Annotated in this window: 17 protein-coding genes; 10 read left to right on the top strand and 7 right to left on the bottom strand. The window is 69.1% G+C overall.

Annotated features, from left to right (window positions below; translation table 11 throughout):
- Positions 1 to 4: 4 nt before the first annotated feature.
- The 5 genes from Q5Z10_RS15715 (at position 5) to Q5Z10_RS15735 (ending at position 4,705) form a co-directional block, all read left to right on the top strand.
- Positions 5 to 448: a DUF2147 domain-containing protein gene (locus Q5Z10_RS15715; protein ID WP_303636315.1), complete on the top strand. Its 444-nt coding sequence runs from the start codon at positions 5 to 7 to the stop codon at positions 446 to 448.
- Between the two features lie 102 nt (positions 449 to 550).
- Positions 551 to 2,632 (top strand): methionine--tRNA ligase, encoded by a 2,082-nt coding sequence (gene metG, locus Q5Z10_RS15720; RefSeq protein ID WP_303636316.1) that lies wholly within the window; start codon positions 551 to 553, stop codon positions 2,630 to 2,632.
- 76 nt (positions 2,633 to 2,708) lie between these two features.
- The gene (locus tag Q5Z10_RS15725; RefSeq protein ID WP_303639204.1) at positions 2,709 to 3,299 is read left to right on the top strand and encodes an HAD family hydrolase; all 591 of its coding nucleotides are present in this window, start codon (positions 2,709 to 2,711) and stop codon (positions 3,297 to 3,299) included.
- A gap of 25 nt (positions 3,300 to 3,324) precedes the next feature.
- Positions 3,325 to 3,738 (top strand): Rnf electron transport complex subunit RnfB, encoded by a 414-nt coding sequence (gene rnfB / locus Q5Z10_RS15730; protein ID WP_303636317.1) that lies wholly within the window; start codon positions 3,325 to 3,327, stop codon positions 3,736 to 3,738.
- 592 nt (positions 3,739 to 4,330) lie between these two features.
- Positions 4,331 to 4,705, top strand: a complete 375-nt coding sequence (locus tag Q5Z10_RS15735) for a hypothetical protein (protein WP_303636318.1) — start codon at positions 4,331 to 4,333, stop codon at positions 4,703 to 4,705.
- 82 nt (positions 4,706 to 4,787) lie between these two features.
- Here Q5Z10_RS15735 and Q5Z10_RS15740 read toward each other — a convergent pair whose 3' ends face one another.
- The gene (locus tag Q5Z10_RS15740; protein ID WP_176020002.1) at positions 4,788 to 5,135 is read right to left on the bottom strand and encodes a RidA family protein; all 348 of its coding nucleotides are present in this window, start codon (positions 5,133 to 5,135) and stop codon (positions 4,788 to 4,790) included.
- Between the two features lie 192 nt (positions 5,136 to 5,327).
- Between Q5Z10_RS15740 and mprF the strand changes: the two genes are divergently transcribed.
- Positions 5,328 to 7,892 (top strand): bifunctional lysylphosphatidylglycerol flippase/synthetase MprF, encoded by a 2,565-nt coding sequence (gene mprF / locus Q5Z10_RS15745; RefSeq protein ID WP_303636319.1) that lies wholly within the window; start codon positions 5,328 to 5,330, stop codon positions 7,890 to 7,892.
- Between the two features lie 69 nt (positions 7,893 to 7,961).
- Here mprF and Q5Z10_RS15750 read toward each other — a convergent pair whose 3' ends face one another.
- The 4 genes from Q5Z10_RS15750 to Q5Z10_RS15765 form a co-directional block, all read right to left on the bottom strand.
- Entirely contained in the window at positions 7,962 to 9,287 is a 1,326-nt protein-coding gene (locus Q5Z10_RS15750) for a virulence factor family protein (RefSeq protein WP_303636320.1), read from the bottom strand.
- Between the two features lie 95 nt (positions 9,288 to 9,382).
- Positions 9,383 to 10,000 (bottom strand): DUF998 domain-containing protein, encoded by a 618-nt coding sequence (locus Q5Z10_RS15755; protein WP_303636321.1) that lies wholly within the window; start codon positions 9,998 to 10,000, stop codon positions 9,383 to 9,385.
- On the bottom strand, positions 9,997 to 10,176 hold the full coding sequence (locus Q5Z10_RS15760) for an oxidoreductase-like domain-containing protein (RefSeq protein WP_303636322.1): 180 nt from the start codon (positions 10,174 to 10,176) through the stop codon (positions 9,997 to 9,999). Before Q5Z10_RS15760 ends, Q5Z10_RS15755 begins: the two co-directional genes overlap by 4 nt.
- A 49-nt stretch (positions 10,177 to 10,225) precedes the next feature.
- Positions 10,226 to 10,828, bottom strand: coding sequence for an HD domain-containing protein (locus Q5Z10_RS15765; RefSeq protein ID WP_303636323.1), 603 nt, complete (start codon positions 10,826 to 10,828; stop codon positions 10,226 to 10,228).
- 229 nt (positions 10,829 to 11,057) lie between these two features.
- Here Q5Z10_RS15765 and Q5Z10_RS15770 point away from each other — a divergent pair, with 229 nt between their 5' ends.
- Positions 11,058 to 12,242 (top strand): transglutaminase domain-containing protein, encoded by a 1,185-nt coding sequence (locus Q5Z10_RS15770; protein ID WP_303636324.1) that lies wholly within the window; start codon positions 11,058 to 11,060, stop codon positions 12,240 to 12,242.
- A 6-nt stretch (positions 12,243 to 12,248) separates the two neighbouring features.
- On the opposite strand, the gene Q5Z10_RS15775 is transcribed toward Q5Z10_RS15770, so the two are convergent.
- Positions 12,249 to 12,584, bottom strand: coding sequence for a zinc ribbon domain-containing protein YjdM (locus tag Q5Z10_RS15775; protein ID WP_303636325.1), 336 nt, complete (start codon positions 12,582 to 12,584; stop codon positions 12,249 to 12,251).
- A 197-nt stretch (positions 12,585 to 12,781) separates the two neighbouring features.
- Between Q5Z10_RS15775 and Q5Z10_RS15780 the strand changes: the two genes are divergently transcribed.
- From Q5Z10_RS15780 to Q5Z10_RS15790, 3 genes are all read left to right on the top strand, one after another.
- A complete protein-coding gene (locus tag Q5Z10_RS15780) occupies positions 12,782 to 14,143 on the top strand; it encodes an Hsp70 family protein (protein ID WP_303636326.1) in 1,362 nt (453 codons plus the stop codon).
- A gap of 271 nt (positions 14,144 to 14,414) precedes the next feature.
- Entirely contained in the window at positions 14,415 to 14,666 is a 252-nt protein-coding gene (locus Q5Z10_RS15785) for a YkgJ family cysteine cluster protein (protein ID WP_345783999.1), read from the top strand.
- A gap of 11 nt (positions 14,667 to 14,677) precedes the next feature.
- Complete coding sequence (locus Q5Z10_RS15790; RefSeq protein WP_012511788.1) at positions 14,678 to 14,860, top strand: hypothetical protein; 183 nt, start codon at positions 14,678 to 14,680, stop codon at positions 14,858 to 14,860.
- A 49-nt stretch (positions 14,861 to 14,909) separates the two neighbouring features.
- Here Q5Z10_RS15790 and Q5Z10_RS15795 read toward each other — a convergent pair whose 3' ends face one another.
- Positions 14,910 to 15,788, bottom strand: a complete 879-nt coding sequence (locus Q5Z10_RS15795; protein ID WP_303636328.1) for a DUF4097 family beta strand repeat-containing protein — start codon at positions 15,786 to 15,788, stop codon at positions 14,910 to 14,912.
- Positions 15,789 to 15,796 lie beyond the last annotated feature (8 nt).

The following is a 15,796-nucleotide window of genomic DNA, read 5'->3' on the forward strand; positions in this document are numbered from 1 at the left end:
GACCATGCGCAAGACCTTCAAGACCCTGCTGCTGGCGCTGCCGCTGTGCCTGGCCGCACTCTCGGCACAGGCGGCCGATGGCGCCGCCGGCCGCTGGAAGACCATCGACGACAAGACCGGCAAGGTGAAGTCGATCGTCGAGATCACCCAGGCCGCCAACGGCACCCTGTCCGGCAAGGTGGTCGAGATCCTGCATTCGGACAAGGGGCCCAACCCGGTCTGCGACGGCTGTGAAGGCGCCAACAAGAACAAGCCGGTGAAGGGCATGACCATCCTCTGGAACCTGAAGGCCGACGGCGCCAACAAGTGGTCCGGTGGCACCATCCTCGACCCGGCCAACGGCAAGACCTACAAGTCGAAGATGGAACTGCAGCCGGGCGGCACCAAGCTGGACGTGTCCGGCTGCGTCGCCTTCATCTGCCGCGCGCAGACCTGGCAGCGCGAGTAAGCGTCCGGCCCAGCGACCCGCCCACGTGACCCGGCCCCGGCCGGGTCACCTCGTTGCGGGCATGCGATAATCTGCGGTTCCCCCTGGCTGCACCCCGTGACCATGACCCGTACCGCACTCGTCACCACCGCCCTGCCCTATGCCAATGGCCCGCTGCATCTGGGCCACCTGGTCGGCTACATCCAGGCTGACATCTGGGTGCGCGCGCGTCGAATGAGTGGCGGCAAGGCCTGGTTCGTCTGCGCCGACGACACCCATGGCACGCCGATCATGCTGGCGGCCGAGAAGGCCGGGGTCACCCCGGAAACCTTCATCGCCGCCATCCAGGCCAGCCATGAGCGCGATTTCGCCGCCTTCGGCGTCGCCTTCGATCATTACGATTCGACCAACTCGGCGGCCAACAAGGCGCTGACCGAGCAGTTCTACCTGAAGCTGGAAGCGGCCGGCCACATCAGCCGCCGTTCGGTGGCGCAGTTCTACGACCCGGCCAAGGGCATGTTCCTGCCCGACCGCTACGTCAAGGGCATCTGCCCCAACTGCGGCAGCGCCGACCAGTACGGCGACAACTGCGAAGTGTGCGGTGCCACCTATGCGCCGACCGACCTGAAGGAACCGCGTTCGGTCATCTCCGGGGCCACGCCGGAAATGCGCGATTCGGAGCACTTCTTCTTCGAGGTGGGCCATTTCGACGGCTTCCTGCGCGACTGGCTGGGCGGCGACGTCGCACTGCCGGGCGTGAAGGCCAAGCTGGGCGAGTGGCTCAATGCCGAAGGCGGCCTGCGCGCGTGGGACATCTCGCGCGATGCGCCGTACTTCGGCTTCGAGATTCCCGGCCAGCCGGGCAAGTACTTCTACGTCTGGCTGGACGCGCCGATCGGCTACCTGTCCAGCTTCCAGACGCTGTGCGGCAGGATCGGCGAAGACTTCGAAGCGCACCTGCGCGCCGGCACCAGCACCGAGCTGCACCATTTCCTCGGCAAGGACATCGTCAATTTCCACGGCCTGTTCTGGCCGGCGGTGCTGCACGGCACCGGCCATCGTGCGCCGACCCGCCTGCACGTCAACGGCTACCTGACCGTGGACGGCGCCAAGATGAGCAAGTCGCGCGGCACCTTCGTGATGGCCCGCACGTTCCTGGATGCCGGCCTGGAACCGGAAGCGCTGCGCTATTACTTCGCGGCCAAGTCCAGCGGCGGCGTCGACGATCTCGACCTGAACCTGGGTGACTTCATCGCGCGCGTCAATGCGGACCTGGTCGGCAAGTTCGTCAACCTCGCCAGCCGCTGCGCCGGCTTCATCAGCAAGCGCTTCGACGGCCAGCTGGCCGCGCAGCTGCCCGATGCCGCGCAGTACCAGCGCTTCGTCGATGGCCTGGCGCCGATCCGCGAGGCATACGAGCGCAACGACCCGGCTGCCGCGATCCGTCTGACCATGACCCTGGCCGATGAAGCCAACCGCTACATCGATGATGTGAAGCCGTGGGTGATCGCCAAGCAGGAAGGCGCCGACGCGCAGCTGCAGGCGGTGTGCAGCCAGGGCCTGAACCTGTTCCGCGTGCTGGTCACCGCATTGAAGCCGGTGCTGCCGGCCACCGCCGCGCAGGCCGAAGCGTTCCTGGCCGCGCCGGTGAACGACTGGACCGAGCTGGCACAGCCGCTGCTGGGCCACCGCATCACCGACTACACCCCGTTGTTCACCCGTATCGACCCGAAGAAGATTGACGCCATGATCGACGCCTCCAAGGACACCCTGCAGACCGCCGCCGCAGCGGCCCCCGCCGCCACGACCGACGCCGTGAAGCCGGCGGCCCCGGCCCCGGCCAAGGACCCGGCGAAGAGCGCCGACACCCCGGCCTACATCGGCATCGATGATTTCGCCAGGCTCGACCTGCGCATCGGCAAGGTGCTGGTGTGCGAGTTCGTGGAAGGCTCGGACAAGCTGCTGCGTTTTGAACTGGATGCCGGCGAGCTGGGCAAGCGCCAGATCTTCTCCGGCATCCGTGGCAGCTACGGCGAGCCGGAAAAGCTGGTCGGCCGCAGCGTGGTGTTCATCGCCAACCTGGCCCCGCGCAAGATGCGCTTCGGCCTGAGCGAAGGCATGATCCTGTCGGCCGGTTTCGACGGCGGCGCACTGGCCCTGCTGGACGCCGACAGCGGCGCGCAGCCGGGCATGCCGGTCCGCTGATCCGGCGCGGGCGCGGCCCACGCCGCGCCCGGTCGGGGAAACCGCCATGGCTAGCACGGCAACGGGAGACGGCAGGATGGAGCTGGCGCTGTTCGACTTCGACCACACGGTTACCACCTGCGATACCTACGGCCGTTTCCTGCGCCGGGTGGCCACCGCCGAACAGCTGGCCCAGGCCTGGTGGAAAGTCGGGCCCTGGCTGCTGGCGTACAGGCTGAAACTGATCTCGGCCGCGCGTATCCGCGCCCGCGTGACCCGCCTGACCTTCCGCGAGCGCCACGCCGATGACATCGAAACGCTGGCCGCCGGCTTTGCCCGCGAGGTGCTGCCCGAAGTGGTGCGTCCGGAGATGCTGGAGCAGATCCGCTGGCACAAGCAGCAGCAGCACACCGTGGTGGTGGTCTCCGGTTCGCTGGACCTGTACCTGCGCCCGTGGTGCGAGCAGCAGGGCCTGCAGCTGATCTGCAACCAGCTGGAAAGCGATGGCGGACGACTGACCGGCCGCTATGCTGGCGGCGACTGCGGTCCGCGCAAGGTCGATCACATCCGCCGCCGCTTCGATCTGTCGCGCTACGCGCGCATCCATGCCTACGGTGACAGCAGCGAGGACCGGCCGATGCTGGCGCTGGCCCACGAACGCTGGTATCGCGGCAAACCCCTGAAATGACCGCAACGCGCAGCCTTCGCCACGCATGAGCCTGATCCCTCCCCTGACCGAACGCCTGGACCGTGTGCTGCCGCAGACCCAGTGCGGGCAGTGCGGCTACGACGGCTGCCGCCCCTATGCACAGGCGATGGCGCGTGGCGAGGCGGGCGTGGACCGTTGTCCGCCCGGCGGCGATGCCGGTGCGCGGGCACTGGCGCAGGTGCTGGGCGTGCCGGCACTGCCATTCGATCGCAGCCGGGGCGAGCACAAGCCGCCGCAGGTGGCCTTGATCGTGGAAGCGGACTGCATCGGCTGCACCAAGTGCATCCAGGCCTGCCCGGTCGATGCCATCGTCGGCGGCGCCAAGTACATGCACACCGTGATTGCCGATCTGTGCACCGGCTGCGAGCTGTGCATCCCACCCTGCCCGGTGGATTGCATCGAGCTGGTGCTGGTGTAGTTTCTTCTGCGGCGCGGCGGCGTCGCGTTGCGCTGAGAGCAACAGCAACGGCAACAGCTGGGAGCGTCGGCTGCCTGGGTTTGATGATCTGGGCGGGTGGGCGGGGGTTGGCAGGTGCGGACCTTGGTCCGCACACTCTCTCCGACGCCAAGAACCCTCGTCGCAATCAACCTTGCGTGCGCACGCTGGCGACGATCGAATCACGATGCATGTCGCAGATTGCCCGGTCTATCGCGACCGTGGCGCCACTGGCGTTCGAGGCGGCTCAACAGCATGCAAAAATGCCGGAAGCGTCCTGTACGTTGCAGGCATTGCAACTTGTCTGATTGGCATTCAGCCACGGCGGGGTTACAGATGGTGAGCCACCGGAAAGGGTGGCCGGGCTTCGAAAACCCGTTTTGTCGAACGTTGTTTACGCTTGCCAGCCGGCGTCATCTTGCGTGGCGCCGGCTGGCAATCCGTCGGCCGGTCATGGCGGGCGGGGCGTGGAGGTCTTCGGGCCAGCCGGATCGTTCGACACCGGTTTTCGAGCCACGTCTCCGTCCGCCACCTTTGGGTGGCGGCTACCGTCTGTCCAGCACGGAGCCTTGCCATGAACGCCTCGGATTTCTCCTCTCTGCACGCTTACCTCGGCCCGGCCGCTGCGGGCGAGGACACGGAACAGTCGCCATCGCCTGATCCCACCACGCTGGTTGCGACCTTGCGCCGCATCGGCACCGGTGCCGCCGCTGACGGTCAGCCATGGCCGGAGCGGCATCAAATCCCCAGCCGGTGCATGGCGCTGGCCGATGCCGATTGCGCGCTGGCCGGGCTGCGCGTGGTGCAGGAGGTCCTGCTGGCCGCCGAGCGCACCCGGCAGAACGGCGCGCCGGCGGAGTACGTCGGCGACCGGGTCATGGAAGGCCTGATGCTGGCCTGCCTGGCCTTGTGCACGCAGGCAAGCTCACGGTTGCAGCCGCAGCGGTAGCGGACGGTGCAGCGCCCGTTGCCCGACGCGTGGGGTCAGATCCGGTGTCCCGTGGAAAACCGGTCTGACCCCTGCCCGGTCATTACGGCACGGCCGCGGTAACGATGATCTCGACCTTCCAGTCGGCGTGGGCCAGCTTGGCCTCCACCGTGGCACGGGCCGGCGTCGCCCCTTCAACCACCCACTCGTCCCACGCCTTGTTCATGCCTTCGAAATCGGCCATGTCGGCCAGGAAGATCTCGGCCCGCAGCACGTGCTGGCGGTCACTGGCGACCAGCGCCAGCAGCTTGTCGATCTCGGCCAGCACCTGCCGGGTCTGGCCGGTGATGTCCTGGCTGGTGTCTTCCGGAATCTGGCCGGAAAGGTAGGCGACCTTGTTGTACACGGTCATCTCGGACATGCGCGGTCCGACGTCGTAACGCTCCATCATGGGCGTGGCTCCTGCGGGTGGTCTGGACTGCATTCTCACCCAGCTGGAGCGCGAAGTGTGTACCCGTTGCGGCCAGTGGATGCCGCCACTTCCGGCACAGCAGCGGCGCTGGTCAAACCGCGCCGGCAGGCGCACGATGCGCCACGCCTGCGTTGACACCGCCCTCGCCCCTACTGACGCACCCTTGCGCCGATGACCGCCCCGACCGACTCCACCCTCTCCCCTTCCACCGCACCCTGGAAGCGGGTCGTCACCATCATCGTTCCGCTGCTGATCCTCGCGCTGGCCCTGCATGGCCTGGCCGGTGAATTCGATGAGCACGGCTACCGCGCCATCCGCCAGGCCTTCCACCAGCTCAGTGCCGCACAGATCGCGCTGACGGTGCTGCTCGGCCTGGCCAGCTATGCCTGCCTGATCGGCTTCGATGCGATCGGGCTGCGCCGCAGCGGCATCCGCGTGCACCCGGCGCGGATCGGCATCACCGCGTTCCTGGCCCACACCCTCGGCCAGACCGTGGGCTTTGCCGCATTGACCGGCGGCGCGGTGCGCCTGCGCGGCTACCGCAGCGCCGGCCTGGACCTGGCGCAGATCGGCCAGGTGGTGCTGATGAGCACGCTCGGCTTCGTGTTCGGCGCCTGGCTGCTGATCGGCGTGGCGCTGTGCATGGAGCCGGCCGCGGCTGCGCTGGCGTTGCCGCTGGATCCGCAGGCGGTGCGCGCGGTCGGTGTGCTGGCACTGCTGGCCTACGCGGTCACCGTGGCGGCAGTGGGTCGGCAGGGCCGGCAGTTCCACATCTTCGGCCACGGCCTGTGGTTGCCGGACCGGCGCACCATGCTCGGCGTCACCGTGCTGAGCGTGATCGAGCTGGTGCTGGCCAGCGCCGCGTTCTACGTGCTGCTGCCCGATTCCACCCCGACCGGCCTGCCCGGCTTCGTCGGCCTGTACCTGGTGGCCGTGCTGGCCGGGCTGGTCTCGACCGTGCCGGCCGGGCTGGGCGTGTTCGAGTGGAGCCTGCTGAAACTGCTGCCACAGGTGGCGCCGGCGGCGGTGCTGGCGGCGGCACTGATCTATCGCGTCACCTACTACGTGCTGCCGTTGCTGCTGGCCACGCTGCTGGCGCTGGCGCCGGCGCTGCGGCAGCCGCTGCAGGCCAGTGCCGGTGCCACCCGCGCCGGCTGGAATGCGCTGCGTCCCTGGCTGCCACAGATCATCGCGCTGGCGGCGTTCAGCGTCGGCGCGGCGCTGGTGATCGACGGCACGCTGCCGACACCGCGCCGGCACCTGGTCACTGCCTCGCTGCCGATCCTGGAAACCTCGCACCTGGTCGGCAGCCTGGCCGGTGTCGCCCTGCTGCTGATCGGCCAGGGCCTGGCCCGCCGCAGCCATGCGGCCTGGATGCTGGCGATGGCGATCTGCGTGATCGCGCCGCTGCCGATCTGGCTGCGCGGTGGCCAGCCACTGATCGCGCTGTCGGCGCTGCTGGTGGCGATGGCGCTGTGGGCCGCGCGCCGCGAGTTCTACCGCCAGGGCGCACTGCTGGACGAGGCATGGTCGTGGCCGTGGTTGCGCAACCTCGGCCTGGTGCTGGTGGCCGTCACCTGGCTGCTGTTCTTCACCTACAGCCATGTCGAGTACCAGAATGAGCTGTGGTGGCAGTTCGCGGTATCCGGCAATGCGCCACGCGCGCTGCGCGCGTTGCTGGTGGTGGCGCTGGCGCTGGTGATGTTCGGCCTGGCCCGCCTGCTGCACAGCACGCGCAGCCCGCTGCCTGCGGCCGATGAGGCGACCCTGCAGGCACTGGCACCGGTACTGGCCGGTGCCACCGATACCCAGGCATGCCTGGTGCTGACCGCCGACAAGGCGGTGCTGCGCGACGAGGCCCGCAAGGGCTTTGTGATGATGCAGCGCTATGGCGGTTCACTGATCGCGATGGGCGATCCGGTCGGACCGCCCGAAGTGGCGCGCGGACTGATCTGGCGTTTCCGCGAAGAAGCCGATCGGCTGGGCCTGCGCCCGGTGTTCTACCAGGTCGGCGAAGCCTATTGGCAGACCTACCTCGATCTCGGCCTGGGCCTGGTCAAGCTGGGCGAAGAAGCGATGGTGCCGCTGCACGACTTCGGCCTGGAAGGCCGCGAGCGTGCCGACCTGCGCCAGGCCTGGAACCGTGGCAAGCGCGGCGGGCTGAGCTTCCGCGTGGCAGCGGTGGAGGAGATCCCCGCGCTGCTGCCGCGCCTGCATGCCATTTCCAACGCCTGGCTGGAAGACAAGTCCGGCGACGAGAAGGGGTTTTCGCTGGGCAGTTTCGACCCCGACTATCTGATGCGCTTCCCGATCGCCCTGGTGGAGGCCGACGACCGCATCGTGGCGTTCGCCAACCTGTGGCAGGCCCCGGCCGGCGCCGAGCTCTCGGTGGACCTGATGCGGCACGTCAACGACGCGCCCAAGGGCACGATGGATTTCCTGTTCATCGAGCTGTTCCTGTGGGGCCGCGCGCAGGGCTACGCACGCTTCTCATTGGGCATGGCGCCGTTGTCGGGGCTGGCCCAGCATCGCCTGGCCGGACGCTGGAACCGGGTGGCCGGCCTGCTCGCGCGGCACGGCGAACGTTTCTATGGCTTCAGCGGCCTGCGCCGGTTCAAATCGAAATTCGACCCGCAGTGGCGCCCGCGTTATCTCGCCGCCCCCGGTGGCATGCACCTGCCGGCGGCGCTGCTCGATGCCACCCGGTTGATCTCGCTGGATCCACAGCGGACCTGAGGCCACGTTCCGCCGGGCGTAGCCCGGCGCTGCCTGATCAAAGGGCCATGCCCGGCGGCGCGCCGCAGGTCACGCGCCACCCTTCAGGATCACCTCGGCCAGGCGATCGTAATCACCGCCGAAATGATGGTCACCGGGCAGCGTGACCTTCTGCACGCCGTCATTGGCCGGCAGGTCCGGGCACAGCGCGTCCTCGTCCTTGTCGCCATACACGCACACCGTCTTTGCGGCCGGCAGCTTGGCCACCTCCGGTGCAATCGGCAGGCCGTCGCCGCCGCCGCCCAGCCAGTTGCTGACATGGAATTCGAAGTCGGCCTTGCGGCCCACCGACAACAGCACGATGCGCTCCAGGCGTGCACGGGTGCCCGCATCAAGCTGGTTGATGCTGGCCGGCAGGACATCGGCGCCCTGCGAGAAACCGATCAGCATCACCTTGTCGCGCTGCCACTGCTGCCGGTAGTGGGCGATGATCTTCTGCAGATCCGCGGCGAATCCCTGCGGCGTGCGCGCGCTCCAGAAGTAGCGCAGCGAGTCGATGCCGACCACGGCCACGCCCTGCGCGGCCAGTGCGCCGGCCACCTCCTTGTCGAGGCCGGCCCAGCCGCCGTCGCCGGAAACGAAGATGGCCAGCGTGTCGCCACCGACCTGCGCCGGCACTTCCACCACCGGCAGTCCCTTCAAGGCGTCCGGCGGCGGCGCCAGGGCAACACCCGCCTGTGCGCCGATCACCCGCGCGGCCGCCAGCAGCCCCGGCGTGGCATCGCCAGCGGCAGTGCGCCTGAAATCGCGCGCCATCGCCACCTGCTGCACGAACGGCGCGGCAGCGGCACAGCCGGCGCTGCCACCCGCGTTCAACCAGGGGAAATTGAGTTCACTGGGGTGCAGGCGGTCGTGCCTGACGCCGTCGCCGCAGACCATCCGCTCATGCGCATCGGCCGGGCAGAAGCCGTCGGTCAGCAACCCGGCGAACACCTGGGTATCGGCCTGCGCAGCCAGCGCATAGGCCAGTTCGGCGCCCTCACCGCTGCCGCCCACCAGTGGCAGGTGGTAGCCCGGCAGGTGCAGGAACGCCTGCACCCAGCGCGAGAAATTCTCGACGTCACCGGCCCCGAACGCGCAGTGGCTGTTGCCCTCGCGCGTGAGCACGCCGCGCAGATGCGCCACATCCACCGCGGCCACCAGCGCACCATCGGCGCGCAATGCCTCGATCGGCGCGCCGCTGGCATCGCCGGCGCCTTCATGGAACCAGATGACGACGCGCTGCGGCGCGCCGGCCGGCAGATGCACCGGAACCTGATCGAAGCGCCCGTGGCTGACCTGCTGCACCGCCGCCGACGCCGGCAATGCTGCCAGCGCCATCATCAGCCCCATCGCCCTGCCCAGCCCTGCACGCATCGCTTCGCATCCCGTTGGAATGCGCACACGATACGCCGCCGCCGCGTGTGCGGCACGTACCGGTGCGGGTGGTTTGCCGGCTGCCGGCAGCCGATTCAGCGCGTGCGGGGAGTGCTGCCGCGGCGATACAGCGCCAGCGCCAGCCACAACAGCCAACCGACGATCACCGCGATCACCAGCTTCTGGCCCAGCCCGCGGGGCGGGCCACTGCGCCACAGCACGTGCAGCCACAGCAGTACGAAGGCCAGCCAGGCCCAGCCCCACAACAGCGCGGCACTGCGCCGCCAGCCCGGTTCGCGGCGCAGATACCACGCCTGCAGCAGCATGCCGACGCTGGCACACAGGAAGGCGGTATTGGCCGCCAGGCCATGGATGAAGGGCGCCAGCAGCGGTGTTGCCTGCGGCAACCAGCTGTCACCGATGGCCACCGTGGCCAGGCCCACGGCCGCCACCACGAACAGCAGCGGCGCGGCGGCACTGCGCCGCGGCCCCACGCTGTGCCGGTACAGGGCGACGCCGAGCACGGCGATGGCCAGTGCCAGCAGGCAGTAGGCACTGCGCAGTGCCAGCCCCCAGGGGCCATGCAGGTACAGGCTGAGCGTGGCCTTCACCCAGTCCAGATCGGCGCGCGCGAACTGGGTCCACAGCGCAGTCGCCACGAACAGCAGCAGCGCCACCAGGGCCAGCAGTGCCGCCGGGCGCGCCCGGCTCACGGGGTTTCTCCGGGGTGTCGCAGCAGCCAGTCGGCCAGCGCCTTGCGGTAACGCTGCAGTTCCTCGGCGTACAGGTCCAGCACGCACAAGGGACAGCCACTGCCGCAGCATTCGTTGGGACCGGGTTCTTCCGGGGGCAGCGGGCGGGGGTCGGAAGCGGTATCGGAGACAGTCACGGCAGGAAACGGCACCACGCGATGGCAGAGGCCTAGTGTAGCGGCGCGCTCAGGCCCCGAGCCGGCGGCGGAGGTTGGCGCGCGCGTCGGCATCCAGGCGCTGGTGGAAGAAATCGCTGAGGAAGATCCGCGGCGCGCGCAGCAGTCCCTGCAGGAAGCGACGGCGCCCGGCGCGATACAGGAAGCCCGGCACCACGCCCTTGTACTCCTCGGCCACGCCGCGGTCGTAGGCGGAAAACACCGCTTCCGGCGCGGCCAGGATCGCCATGTCGCAATCCAGGAACAACGCAGCCTCGGCATCCACCTGGTCGGGGCCGAGCTCGCCATGCCGCGCGGTGAGCAGGATCAGCTGTTCGACCCGCGCAGCATCCAGTGCTGCCAGTTCCGGCCACTGCGCGATGGCCTGTACCGCCAGCGCGGCCGAACGCGCTTCGTTGTCCTTGCGCCCGGCCTGGTAGACCGCGTCGTGGTACAGCGCCGCCAGATAGATCTCGCCGGGGCGCTGCCAACCGGGGCCTTCGGCCACGTCCTGGCAGTGCTGCAGGACGGCGCGCACGTGGCCGAAGTGGTGGTAGGCACGTGGCGGCACTGCATAGGCATCCTGCAGGGCCTGCCAGTGCGCGGGAGCGAGTGCGAGCGGGGCGAAGTCCATGGCCGGATGATCCCGCCACGGGCAGCGCCGGGCAAGCTGATGGTTTTTTCACCACCCGCTCACACCCCAGGCCCGGCAAGGGCCGGGACCGGTTGTCCACAGCTTTGCCGAGGGCTGGTCCACACCGGGTGTGGATGACCGGCACGCCTGGCCGCGCCGGGATGCAGCCCGCCGCGCACGGGTCTACACTGGTCACAGGCGGGGCCACCCGCCGCTGCCGGAAACTGTCATGCGCCCGCTTGCCGCTCGATGCTTCCTCGCCGCTCTGGCCGCGCTCGGCGCGCCGGCCTTGTCCGCCCAGACCGCCCAGACCGCCCCATCCCCGGTTCCGGCGCAGGTCCCGCCCGGCGATATCACCACCATCGCTGCGGTGAAGGTGACCGCGTCCAGCGTGCCCACGCCCGATGAGGTGTTCGCGATTCCTGCGGCGATGCGCGAGATGCTGCAGAAGCAGGTGATCAGCCGCAGCTACTCGCGCGACCAGCGCCTGCAGGCGCTGGTGGAGATGATCTTCAGCCAGCACGGGTTGGACCTGCAGTACGACGCGGAAGCCACCTACACGGTCTCCGAGGTCTGGCAGCACCAGCGCGCCAACTGCCTGGCGTTCACCCTGCTGTTCGTCACCCTCGCCCATGAGGCGGGCATCCAGGCCCGGGTGCAGGAAGTGGGCCAGGTGGTGTCCTGGTACCAGGACCAGGACCAGGGCGTGGTCTACAGCGTCGGCCACGTCAACGCCGGCGTGGATGTCGGCGGGCGCTATGGCACCGTCGATCTGGACCGCAACGTACTGTACGACCGCCACGGGCCGCAGCCGATCGGGCGCGCGCGCGCGTTGGCGCACTACTACAACAACCGCGGTGCCGAACAGCTGGCCGACGGCGATCTGGCCGGTGCGCGGGCGTTCTTCGACGCCGCGCTTGCGCAGGATGCAACGTTCGCCTCGGCGTGGAACAACCTGGGCGTGCTCGACAACCGGCTGGGTGATGACCAGGCTGCGCGCCGCGCGCTGGACACCGCGTTGCGCCTGGATGGCCGCCAGAGCGCGGCACTGAACAATGCCAGCGCGCTGTACCGCAAGCTTGGCATGACCGCCCAGGCCCAGGCGCTGGCGCAGAAGCTGCAGTCGGTGCAGCGCGAAGATCCGTTCGCGCAGTACATGCAGGGCGCACAGGCCGAACGTGCCGGCGACCTGGACAAGGCCATCACCTATTACCGGCGGGCGGTGCGGCTGTACGACAGCGCACACCAGTTCCACTTCGGCCTGGCGCGGGTGTACTTCCTGACCGGCAGGCTGCAGCGCGCCGACCGGGAACTGCAGCGCGCGCAGGAATTGGGCGGCGCGCCGCAGCAGGCCCGCTACCAGGCCAAGCTGGACAGCCTGTCACGCTGGCGTGCGCAGCAGGCCAAGCGCTGAAGGCGGTCAGGCCTTCTTGAGGAAGCAGGTCTTCAGCACCAGGCCCTTGATCTTGTCCGAATTGCCTTCGATGTGCTCGGCATCGTCTTCGACCAGACGGATGTTGCGGATCACCGTGCCCTGCTTCAGCGGAATCGAGGAGCCCTTGACCTTCAGGTCCTTGATCACGGTGACGGTGTCGCCGCTCTGCAGCGTATTTCCATTGCTGTCACGCACCACCAGGGTCGCCCCAGCGCCTTCTTCGGCAGTCCACTCGAAGCCGCAGTCGGCGCAGATCCACAGTGCGCCATCGGCGTAGGTGTTTTCCAGGGTGCACTGCGGGCAGGCAGGAACAGACGACATCAGCAAGTACCTCAACGTGGATCAACAGCGGCCATTGTAGCCGGCCGCCGGTCCGGCCCATTCCCCCGCTGGCGCGGCGAGACGCCGCACCCGGACCAGCGCCAGGGGCGTTCAACCGCACCGACGCCCGGCAGAACTTGCAGGAAGCGCCGAACTGCAGCAGAGTGCGCGGCCCCCGCCCGCCCCCGGAACGCCCCATGCGCCTCGGCATCGACTTCGGTACCAGCAACTCCGCCGCCGCCATTGTCCGTGATGGACAGCTGCTGCCGATCCGCTTCGGCGATGCGGAACAGTTCCGCACCAGCGTCTACTTTCCCGGCGTGGTGCCCGACCCGGACGACTTCCAGCTCGATGCCGGCCAGGAACACGAACTGCAGCAGATGATCGACAGCGCCGCCCGTGCCGCGCGTGCAGCGGGCCAGGAACGCACGCCGCAGGCGCTGCGCCGCGAAGCCCTGCGCGCCCTTCGCCGTGAATGGATGGAAGCGCGCGCCGGCAGGGAACGCAGCGCCAGCGACCTGCTGCAGAACGCCATCTACGGCGATGAGGCCCTGGACGCCTATTTCGAAGAGCACGAAGGCAACCTGGTGCAGAGCCCGAAATCGATGCTCGGCTACAACCTGCACCCGCGCGCGAAACAGACCATCACCGGCATCGCCGCGCACATCCTCGAACACATCCGGCTGACCGCCAGCGCCCAGCTCGGCCAGCCGCTGCGCGCGGCGCTGCTGGGCCGGCCGGTGCAGTTCCGCAGTTCGATCGGCGAGGCCGGCAATGCGCAGGCGCTGGAGATCCTGCGCGAGGCGGCGGCACAGGCCGGCTTCGACCAGATCGATTTCCTCGAAGAACCCGCCGCGGCGGCCATGCACTACCACGCCGGGAGCCAGGAACGGCACCAGGCCGTCATCGTCGACATCGGCGGCGGCACCACCGATATCGCCCATGCCGAGGTGGGCGGCAGCCAGGCGCCGCGCATCCACCGCGCCTGGGGCATCGCCCGTGGCGGTACCGACATCGATCTGGCCCTGAGCCTGTCCGCCTACATGCCGCTGTTCGGTCGCGGCATCACCCGCGTGCCCAACCACCATTACGTGGAAGCGGCCACCGTGCAGGACATGACCCGCCAGCGCGACTTCCGACAGCACCGCTACGACCAGGTGGACGCGCCCTGGGGCGCGCGCCTGCAGGCGCTGCAGGACACCGGCAACACCGCGCGCCTGTACCGCGACGTCGAACGCGCCAAGATCGCCCTCAGCGCGGCCACCGAGCACCGCAGCACGCTGGACTACATCGCCCGCGACCTGCATGTGGACAGCAATGCCGACGGCCTGGCCGCTGCTGCGCAGGGCTACCTGCAGCAGATCCGCGAACTGCTGGCCCAGGTCCGCAGCGACATCGGCGGCGACCCGGATGCGGTGTTCCTGACCGGCGGCATGTCCCGCGCCGGCTACCTGCGCCAGGCCGCCGCGGACGCCTTCCCGGGCGCCCGGATGGTGCACGGCGAGCCCTCGCTGGGCGTGGTGCAGGGCCTGGCGCTGGCCGCAGCCAGCCAGGATTAACAAAACGTTACGCGACCTGCGCTACCCTTGGCCGGCTAGAAATCCGTTGCACCTTCCACCGGCCGCGCTGGTGTGTGTCCATGGTGCAGCCTGGCCCGCCCGGCGGGCCTAGCGGCCATGCCTTCCTGGCTCGTTCATGGTCCGCGCAGCACCCGAGCCGCCATCGAGACCCGCTTTGGGCACCCGCCTGGCCCCTGTGGCCGCACAACCTGACGCTGAACCAGCACCCATCGACTGCCGCCGTTGTGACGCGGTCTGTTGCCGGCTGCCGGTGCTGCTGCAGCCCGGCGACCATGTGCCCGGCCAGTACCTTTCGCGCGACGCGCACGGCCGTGCCGTGATGGCGCGCAACGAGGAAGGCTGGTGCGCGGCGATCGATCCCTATCACCTGCGCTGCACGATCTACCCGCAGCGCCCGGCGATCTGCCGCCAGTTTTCGATGGGCGGCGATGACTGCCGCCGCGAGCGGCAGGATTACCTGCGCCAGGCCGAGTCCTGTGCGCTTTCCTCCCCTTCCACCTGACAGGAGCCACCATGCCCCGCAAGGCAAAGACCCCCGCGAAGGCCAGCAACAGCATCCGCAGTGAACGCAAGGGCGCATCCGCCAGCACCGTGGTCAGCAGCGATTCGATCGCTTCGGACCTGGCCGCGTTCCGCAAGAGCGGTGGCAAGATCGAAGTTCTCGGTACCACCTGGGCGCTGAAGAAAGCCAGCTGACCCTCCCCCGACCGCGGCGGCGCTGCCGCCGCGGCCTGCCGGGTCGCGCTCAGCGATCCAGGCGCACCTGCACGCTTCCCGAATGCGACTGCACGCGGATATCGCCGTCGCCACTGCCCAGCCGCGCGTCCAGCCGGCTGCCAGGGCCGTAGCGTGGGCGTTCCACCGTGCCGGCATCGCTGTTGATCGAACCACTGAAGCTGTTCACCGACAGCTGCGCCGATACCGTGCGCGGCAGGCGCAGCTTGACCGAGGCACTGACTGATTCCACGTTGATGCGGCCTCCCGGAGCCAGGGCCGCGGCCGACAGATCGATGCCGCCGGACACGGTCTCCACGACCAGGCGCTGGATCCTGCCGGCGTCGACGCCGACCTGGCCGGACACCGTCTGCGCTCCGATCTCGCCGGACACACCGCCCCCGGCCTCGATCCGGCCACTGACCGTGTTCACGTCCAGGCGGGTGGTCTGCAGCCGCGCAGTGACATCGCCGCTGACCGTGTTGAGCACGCTGTCGCCACTGCGGCCGGACGCGCTGAGCGCGCCGCTGACCGTATCGGCCTGCAGGCGCCGCACATCGATACCGCTGATGTCCTGGTCCGCGCTGACGGTGTTCAACAGCACCTCGACCGCACGCGGTACGTTGAGGATCAGCGTGGCGCCGCCGCTGTTGCCGCGGCGCGGGTACTCCACTTCCCAGCGGACCCGGTTGGCACTTTTCTCCTGGCGCAGCTGCAGGCCGTCACTGAGCGTGCCGGTAAGCTGCACGTCATTGCGGTCCCAGCCGCGCACGGTCACCTTGCCGGCCACGTTGCTCAGTTCGATGCGGCCGCCCGCCGCGAGGGAGTGGCGCTCATCGACACGGGTCTCGGCCAGGGCCACGGCCGGGGTCAGCAGCAGCACCGCGCAGACGGAAAGAAGGGATCGCATGGAGGGTC

Source organism: Stenotrophomonas sp. 704A1 (genome assembly GCF_030549525.1).
GTDB classification, from domain to species: Bacteria; Pseudomonadota; Gammaproteobacteria; order Xanthomonadales; family Xanthomonadaceae; genus Stenotrophomonas; species Stenotrophomonas tuberculopleuritidis.

Excerpts from the sequence above, each read along its gene's own strand:
- Q5Z10_RS15795 (WP_303636328.1), bottom strand. The coding sequence starts at position 15,788 with ATGCGATCCCTTCTTTCCGTCTGCGCGGTGCTGCTGCTGACCCCGGCC.
- Q5Z10_RS15790 (WP_012511788.1), top strand. The coding sequence starts at position 14,678 with ATGCCCCGCAAGGCAAAGACCCCCGCGAAGGCCAGCAACAGCATCCGC.
- Q5Z10_RS15735 (WP_303636318.1), top strand. The coding sequence starts at position 4,331 with ATGAACGCCTCGGATTTCTCCTCTCTGCACGCTTACCTCGGCCCGGCC.
- mprF (WP_303636319.1), top strand. The coding sequence starts at position 5,328 with ATGACCGCCCCGACCGACTCCACCCTCTCCCCTTCCACCGCACCCTGG.
- Q5Z10_RS15715 (WP_303636315.1), top strand. The coding sequence starts at position 5 with ATGCGCAAGACCTTCAAGACCCTGCTGCTGGCGCTGCCGCTGTGCCTG.
- Q5Z10_RS15725 (WP_303639204.1), top strand. The coding sequence starts at position 2,709 with ATGGAGCTGGCGCTGTTCGACTTCGACCACACGGTTACCACCTGCGAT.
- Q5Z10_RS15765 (WP_303636323.1), bottom strand. The coding sequence starts at position 10,828 with ATGGACTTCGCCCCGCTCGCACTCGCTCCCGCGCACTGGCAGGCCCTG.
- Q5Z10_RS15780 (WP_303636326.1), top strand. The coding sequence starts at position 12,782 with ATGCGCCTCGGCATCGACTTCGGTACCAGCAACTCCGCCGCCGCCATT.
- Q5Z10_RS15770 (WP_303636324.1), top strand. The coding sequence starts at position 11,058 with ATGCGCCCGCTTGCCGCTCGATGCTTCCTCGCCGCTCTGGCCGCGCTC.
- metG (WP_303636316.1), top strand. The coding sequence starts at position 551 with ATGACCCGTACCGCACTCGTCACCACCGCCCTGCCCTATGCCAATGGC.
- Q5Z10_RS15775 (WP_303636325.1), bottom strand. The coding sequence starts at position 12,584 with ATGTCGTCTGTTCCTGCCTGCCCGCAGTGCACCCTGGAAAACACCTAC.
- Q5Z10_RS15750 (WP_303636320.1), bottom strand. The coding sequence starts at position 9,287 with ATGCGTGCAGGGCTGGGCAGGGCGATGGGGCTGATGATGGCGCTGGCA.
- Q5Z10_RS15740 (WP_176020002.1), bottom strand. The coding sequence starts at position 5,135 with ATGATGGAGCGTTACGACGTCGGACCGCGCATGTCCGAGATGACCGTG.
- rnfB (WP_303636317.1), top strand. The coding sequence starts at position 3,325 with ATGAGCCTGATCCCTCCCCTGACCGAACGCCTGGACCGTGTGCTGCCG.